The following is a 6,706-nucleotide window of genomic DNA, read 5'->3' as shown; positions in this document are numbered from 1 at the left end:
TGAAAACATTTAGAATATTAAGTGAACGCTATCGAAATAGACGGAAAAGATTCGGTTTACGCATTAACTTAATTGCTGCACTCGTAAACCGGATAAACTTGCAATAATGACTTTCGCAAGAGATCTAATGGATTGGAGATAAATATAAGCTTATGCGTGAATATCTAGGGTCATTTCAATTTTGTCCTGAGACCAGATTTCGATGTCATATTCAATCACCAGATCGTTTGATTTTGAAATACGTTCAATGTAAGTTGCTGTTTGGCTTATAGGAATTCCTAAATATTGGCTCTCAAAATGAGAGACACCGGTATTTTTAATTTTTAACTGACTACTCGTATAATCATAATCAAAGTGATTTTTAATGACATCTTGGACCGAAGTAATCACGTCATAATTCAGCACATCTGGAAATAGCGCAACAGGCAGATAATTGTATTCAAGGAGTACCGGGACATCATCAGCATAACGTAAACGGATAATTTCAATAAAGCCGAGTCTTCTCGTTGCTTCACTAAAAACATCACTGTGATCAAATCGCTCCAGCTGTCTGGTCGAGATCAGTTCTGTTCTGGCATTAAAACCCTGTGCCTTCATATAAGAACGAAAATTTTCAATTGAGTTTGGATAGTATTGAATTTTTTTATTACTCACAAACCAGCCGAGATTTTGCCGTTTGTAAATTTTATCTTCGGCACGAAGCTGTTCATAAGCCTTACGCACTGTTTCCCTTGAACAGTTAAACTTTAATGCCAAGTAACGTTCCGATGGAATCATTTGATTAGAACTGTATTTTTTCAATTCAGCCTCAATCAAATCTCTGATTTCCATATACTTCATTCAGTGAATCCAGCTCGTCAGCGTAAGTTATATTGATGGTACTAAATTAAAGAACAGAGGAAAATTAAAAAAGGTACAGATCAGTAAAAAGATACATTCCCTAGTCTTAATGAGAATTTTTACGGTAATGGTAATCCCCCCTAAAAATATTGATGATGAGAATGCAGGACCTTATCGTCAGCAAAATGTATTAAATTCACTTATGCTCTACTTCCTCACTTGTATCGCAAATTGAATAACATGGCATTTACCACAATGTAATTTTCCCTCCTGCCTTTCTTGCTCCCCGACATAAAAGTGATGGATGTGGTCCTGTCCGAAGACTTCTAGAATGCAACGAGGATCGTATAAATATTCGACATTTGAAGGACCACCGGTTTTATAGTCGATCTGTTCCTTTGAATATAGCTCACCAATAAACCACCCACCGTTGAGCAAGGATTTTCTTATGCCTTCTAAAACCTGTTTTTGTGTTTCTATATCGAAATGACCAAATACACAGATCACATTTTGATAAAACTCCGATGGCCATTGAGCTACTGTTAAATCAACATGTTTAAGTTCAACTTTTATCCCTTGGGCTTCAGCCTTGCTGGACAGATGCGTCAAAGCAACATCAGAATAATCCCAGACTTCCGCTGAAAAAGGGTAACCCTGCTGTCTTGCCCGCTCAGCCAGGTATAAGATATTCCGTCCTTCACCTTCAGCAATTGCCAGTGTTTTACCCTCTATTCGGATTTTGTCCGAAATTTGCTGAATGAAAAGATTTGCTGCTGTGCCATACAGATCTTGCGTCCGGGCATACAATTCATTCCAGTGCTGACTCATTTCAGCCTCCATTTACTAAACGATTCAATCAGCTGGAAAACTCTTTAAATGCCTCTAGGGCATTTGCGGCATACATCAATGAAGGTCCTCCACCCATATAGACGGCAACGCCTAAAACTTCTTCCAGTTCCCGTAGGGTCATGCCCATTTTGACTAAGGTTCGAACATGAAAACCGATACAACCATCACAACGTGCCGCCACACCAATCGCCAAGGCAATTAACTCCTTGGTTTTCGGATCAATCACGCCATCACGCATAGCAGTCTGTGACAATTGGTTAAAACTTTTCATTAAATCAGGCGAATCCTGACTTAAAGTTCTTAAACTGCCCGAAATGTTCTGGGTTAATTCTTTGTATTTCATTGCTTCACCTCAAATAAAGAAATCAGCATTCATTTATATATTCAATAGCTTATTTTTCTACCGGATAGCCCTGTTCCAGCCAGGCCTGGTAACCACCCTGAACCGACTTGACCTGGGTAAAACCCATATTCTGTAAGGTATCGGTTGCCAGTGCTGAACGTCCACCCGTACCACAAATCAAATAAATCGGCTGATCTTTAAGATGTTCCAGTGCCTGCTGGGTATCACAATGATGACTGGCTAAGGGATGCTGGTGAATTCGCATTTCCAAAATACCACGTGGATAATTCACCGCCCGGTCTATCGCTGCTGCTTGGAATTCATCTGGTTCCCGAACATCAATCAGTATGGTTTTATGGTTTTGCATCGCCTCAAACAATTCATTTACGCTGACTTCCTGAATCCGGCTTTTTGCATTCCGGATCAATTGCTCTGCAGTTTTCATCATTTTCATTCTTCCTCGGCCATTAAAACGATATTCACATTGCATAAACGATGCTCAGGGAGATTAAAGCGCTTTAGTTTAGGTACTTAATCGTCTGTTTTAGCCCATGAGCGCTGAATAGATTAAATACATAGCTACCCCAACCACGGTTGTGGCAAATATTTTCTGTACCTTGTTACTGTCAATCCGATGCATCAGACTGCGTCCAATGAACATCCCGACAATACAGGCCAGGACAAAGGCCAGTGTGACCGAAACAGGATATTGAAAGCCCTCCAGTACGTGTGCAGAAATGCTGACCCCACCAATCAGGAAAATAATCATGAGAGAGGTCGCCACGATGCTGCGCATATCGAGATCGGTGAATTTACGCAGGGCTGGAACAATAACAAAACCACCCCCAACGCCAAGCAGACCCGTTAATAAACCTGCCACTACACCAATACCAGCCAGAAAGGAGGCCGTTTTCACATTCCAGATCAGACGACCGGTCGTTTGATTGACCTTGCACGGTGCATTACCATGATCATGGACTTTATTAAAGAAGATCCGGTAAGCAACAATCAGCATGACCAGACTGAAAGCCAGCGTCAGCCAGACTGGAGAAACGATATCAGCCAGATGCACGCCATAACGGGCTGAAGGAATACTGATCAGCGCGATCCAGAGCGCAGCGCGATAACGTACAATACGCTTGAATAAACCTTCGAACGTTCCAACCAAGGCCGACAGCGTGACTGCCAGCAAGCCCACCGGCGCAGCCTGAGCTACCGTCCAACCCTGACTCGCCATCAGTGCCGGTACAGCCAGAATGCCGCCACCAGCACCGGTTAGACCCAGCAAGCCACCAATCGCCAATCCTTCCAGTATTAATGCCCACATCGCCCTCTCCCTTATCCACAAAAATGATTCAATAAAGGTTGAACTTTTTGTTGAATCACGACACAAGCTTATTTGAAGTAGTTAAGAGGAAGCTTGAGGTAAGAAACACCATTTTGCTCTGGCTCAGGAAACTGCCCTGCTTTCATATTGATCTGAATCGCCGGTAGAATCAGTTTAGGCATACTCAGTCCTGAATCCCGCTGGTTGCGCATCTGAGCAAATTCAGCTTTACTGATTCCCTGATGAATATGAATATTCTGTGTCTTTTGTGTCTGTATATCAGATTCACACACATAGGATTCACGTGTTTCAGGCAAATAGTCATGACATAAAAAGACCCGGGTATCTTCTGGCAACTGAAACAGGCTTTGTACCGAATCATAAAGCTGTTCTGCACTGCCACGCGGAAAGTCACAACGTGCTGTACCATAATCTGGCATAAACAGGGTATCACCCACAAAAACCGCATCACCAATCACATAACTCAGGCAAGCAGGCGTATGTCCCGGTGTTGGAATGTTATAGGCTTTCAATGTTCCGATTTGGAACGACTCATGATCTTCAAATAAATAATCAAAGAGCTGCTGGGCATTCCATTGTTTAATATCCAGATGATAAATCGCGCCAAAAGTTTGCTGAACAATACCAATTTTCTGGCTCATGGCAATCTTGCCACCTAACTCAGCTTTGAGGTATTGCGCTGCAGTCAGATGATCAGCATGGACATGGGTTTCCAGAATCCACTCGACCGTTAAACCCTGCTCTTTAATATAGGCAATAATTTTATCGGCATGAATAGTTGAGGTACTTGCTGATGCCGGATCGTAATCCAGAACGCTATCAATAATGGCGCAGGCTTTGGTTGCAGGATCACGTACAACATAACTGAAGGTATTGGTATCTTCGTGAAAAAAATCTTTTACTATAGGTAAGTTTGACATCGTTAAGCTCCTGACCATTTACGGTGAATCCATACACCCACCAGCATTGCTACAATAAAATAGAGCACTTGATAGTGGCCCAAACCGATCAAGGTGAAACTTGGCGCCGGACAGATGCCGGCAATGCCCCAACCTGCACCAAATAAAACCGCACCTGTGATCAGTTTTTTATCTATCTGATTATTTTTAGGTAAATCAATAGGGTCATTAAATACTGTTTTCGGTTGCGCCGTACGTAATGCTTTCTGGAAGGGAATAAAGGCCACCGCAATCGCGCCCATCATGACAAAGGCCAGACTGGCATCCCAATCGCCAAACAGATCCAGGAAATCGAGTACTTTTTCCGGATTGGACATGCCTGATACCATCAATCCCACAGAGAACAGCGCACCAAATAAAAAGGCAAACACATTTTTCATTTTAGAATGCTCCTGTGATATGACGGATAATATAAACAGCGACAAAACCTGCAAACATGAAAGTCATGGTCGCGATGATAGAACGCTTAGACAGGCGACTGATGCCACAAATTCCGTGACCACTGGTACAGCCCGAACCTAAGCGTGTCCCAAAGCCCACTAGCAGACCTGCCACAATCATCATCAGTGGGCTGGCATTCAATTCGATTTCAGGTTGTACAAACAGACCATAAATAAACGGTGTGAGGATCAAGCCTAATAAAAACCAGATTGCAGGCGTTTTAAACATGGTTTTTGAGTTTAATACTTGCCCAATCAAACCACTGATTCCTGCAATACGGCCATTGACGTAAAGATAACCAACTACGGAAAGCCCGAGCATTAAGCCGCCAATAAATGCGATGAGGAAGTCATGCATGATGAATTAATCCCTATACAATATACTTTTTTATATTATATAATAAAAAATATTAATCAAGCAGTTTTATGGTAAATTATGTAAACTGCACGGGCTACATCAAAAGTTGTGAGGACATTTATGGATATGATTGCTGAAAATGCCAAAATTGATTTTTCTCAAGTCGATTTCGTCAGCCAATGCCTAAAAGTTTTGGCCAATCCTGATCGTCTGAAAATCTTATGTGTCCTGGTCGATGGGGAAATGAATGTTCAGGAAATTGAAGAATCTACTGACATTCATCAACCTACACTTTCACAACAGCTGACTGTATTGCGTAAGGCCAACATGGTTGGCACCCGACGTGAGGGCAAGCAGATTTTCTATCGTCTGAGTGATCCCAAGGTCTTGAGCCTGATGCAAAAGCTGTACGAGCTGTATTGCGCCTAGCCCTCCTCTTAATGCAACCAAAAAGAAATGATCAGAAGCAGCCCGCTAAAAGCAGTAAACAGGTTTAGCCATACAGGATGCTGGGTATAATAACCTTCAATAAATTCCGGCGGTCCCAGTGATGTCCATCCCCCTCGATATTGCAGGATTGAGGCGATATTCACCAACATGCAAAACACAATCACCGCAATCCCCATCCACTGTGCATAGGCTATTTTTTATGCATAACGTTCATGATCGACTAATTACAATAGCCGGTTGGATTTTTCAATCACAAAACCAAATGCAATTAATGTCAGACCATTCCGGTTCCCTGCCAGAGCGGTTCATTCCAAAGCAAACAATACCCGTGGATGATCCAAAGTGGACATATCTCATCCGATCTTATTGTTCAAAAATTTCTTTGACGTCCATCGCCAGGCCTTGAGTAGATTTAAATTCACCCTGGTTATTTTTCCAGGCCATCGACGGTGTGGAGAAAAAGCCGTATTTCCCCATTAGGGCCTGGTTGGCATCAATTTTTGCAGCAATTTCTGCAGGAATCTTTGCCATTTTCTTGAGCTGCTTTTTGCCTTTATTCTTGTTTATATCATTAAAAACTGCTGCTGGATTTTTCGACATTAACAATGTTGCCACCTGACCACGGCTTTCTTCACGGATCACACCGACCTGAATATGACGCAGCTGTACCTTGCCTGATTCGACCCAAGGCCGAGCCGCCTGCCAGAATTTATAGCAATATGGACAATTCGGATCGGAAAAGACATAAACCACTCGTGGTGCATCCGGCTTGCCATCCTGAATCCAGGTCGATTTTTCCAGGGTTTTCCAGACATCATCCAATACCGCTTTTTTCATATGCTTTTCAATCTGCTCATTGGACAGGCTTTTCCCTTGCGCATCAAACAGTTCGCCCTTGATATAATATTTGTCATCGTTGGAGATAAATACTGTATTGGAGTACTGGTCTTCATGCCCCACCCAACCGGTCATTCCTTGCGGTGCCGGAATCTGTTTTACAAACACAAAACCCTGTTTTTCAATATTCTGTTTAATATTCGCCTGCGTGTGCATGCTCATGATCAGGAACATGCCTGCACCCAGTACCCGGTAAATTCTGTTCATACTAAGTCCTTCCGT

Annotated in this window: 10 protein-coding genes and 2 pseudogenes; 2 read left to right on the top strand and 10 right to left on the bottom strand. The window is 42.6% G+C overall.

All coding sequences use genetic code 11. The annotated features are described in order from the left end of the window. A pseudogene (locus tag FTU95_RS12895) lies at positions 1 to 107 on the top strand (IS5/IS1182 family transposase); the annotation flags it as partial. A gap of 43 nt (positions 108 to 150) precedes the next feature. Here FTU95_RS12895 and FTU95_RS12890 read toward each other — a convergent pair. The 8 genes from FTU95_RS12890 to FTU95_RS12855 form a co-directional block, all read right to left on the bottom strand. Further along, the gene (locus FTU95_RS12890; RefSeq protein WP_005093757.1) at positions 151 to 840 is read right to left on the bottom strand and encodes a GntR family transcriptional regulator; all 690 of its coding nucleotides are present in this window, start codon (positions 838 to 840) and stop codon (positions 151 to 153) included. 207 nt (positions 841 to 1,047) lie between these two features. After that, positions 1,048 to 1,668: a class I SAM-dependent methyltransferase gene (locus FTU95_RS12885; protein ID WP_005093755.1), complete on the bottom strand. Its 621-nt coding sequence runs from the start codon at positions 1,666 to 1,668 to the stop codon at positions 1,048 to 1,050. A 28-nt stretch (positions 1,669 to 1,696) separates the two neighbouring features. Then, entirely contained in the window at positions 1,697 to 2,032 is a 336-nt protein-coding gene (locus tag FTU95_RS12880; RefSeq protein ID WP_005093752.1) for a carboxymuconolactone decarboxylase family protein, read from the bottom strand. Positions 2,033 to 2,081: 49 nt separating this feature from the next. Continuing rightward, entirely contained in the window at positions 2,082 to 2,477 is a 396-nt protein-coding gene (locus tag FTU95_RS12875; RefSeq protein ID WP_035337430.1) for a rhodanese-like domain-containing protein, read from the bottom strand. Between the two features lie 99 nt (positions 2,478 to 2,576). Beyond that, positions 2,577 to 3,359 carry a sulfite exporter TauE/SafE family protein gene (locus FTU95_RS12870; RefSeq protein ID WP_074382697.1) on the bottom strand — a complete coding sequence of 261 codons (783 nt, stop codon included), beginning with the start codon at positions 3,357 to 3,359 and terminating at the stop codon, positions 2,577 to 2,579. Positions 3,360 to 3,427: 68 nt separating this feature from the next. Next, positions 3,428 to 4,300, bottom strand: coding sequence for an MBL fold metallo-hydrolase (locus FTU95_RS12865; protein ID WP_053579072.1), 873 nt, complete (start codon positions 4,298 to 4,300; stop codon positions 3,428 to 3,430). A 2-nt stretch (positions 4,301 to 4,302) separates the two neighbouring features. Further along, positions 4,303 to 4,719 (bottom strand): DUF6691 family protein, encoded by a 417-nt coding sequence (locus FTU95_RS12860; protein WP_053579073.1) that lies wholly within the window; start codon positions 4,717 to 4,719, stop codon positions 4,303 to 4,305. Position 4,720: 1 nt separating this feature from the next. Then, the gene (locus FTU95_RS12855; protein ID WP_016659403.1) at positions 4,721 to 5,137 is read right to left on the bottom strand and encodes a YeeE/YedE family protein; all 417 of its coding nucleotides are present in this window, start codon (positions 5,135 to 5,137) and stop codon (positions 4,721 to 4,723) included. Between the two features lie 120 nt (positions 5,138 to 5,257). Between FTU95_RS12855 and FTU95_RS12850 the strand changes: the two genes are divergently transcribed. Then, a complete protein-coding gene (locus FTU95_RS12850) occupies positions 5,258 to 5,566 on the top strand; it encodes a metalloregulator ArsR/SmtB family transcription factor (RefSeq protein WP_005247061.1) in 309 nt (102 codons plus the stop codon). 8 nt (positions 5,567 to 5,574) lie between these two features. On the opposite strand, the pseudogene FTU95_RS15115 reads toward FTU95_RS12850, so the two are convergent. Together FTU95_RS15115 and dsbG are read right to left on the bottom strand one after the other, a co-directional pair. Next, positions 5,575 to 5,886: pseudogene (locus FTU95_RS15115) on the bottom strand (DUF202 domain-containing protein). Between the two features lie 64 nt (positions 5,887 to 5,950). Beyond that, positions 5,951 to 6,691 (bottom strand): thiol:disulfide interchange protein DsbG, encoded by a 741-nt coding sequence (dsbG, locus tag FTU95_RS12840; RefSeq protein ID WP_016659404.1) that lies wholly within the window; start codon positions 6,689 to 6,691, stop codon positions 5,951 to 5,953. Positions 6,692 to 6,706 lie beyond the last annotated feature (15 nt).

The organism is Acinetobacter sp. YH12208 (assembly GCF_013418055.1).
Lineage (GTDB): Bacteria > Pseudomonadota > Gammaproteobacteria > Pseudomonadales > Moraxellaceae > Acinetobacter > Acinetobacter pseudolwoffii.
The sequence above is the reverse complement of the archived record's forward strand: the minus strand, read 5'-3'. Positions and strand labels throughout refer to the sequence as shown.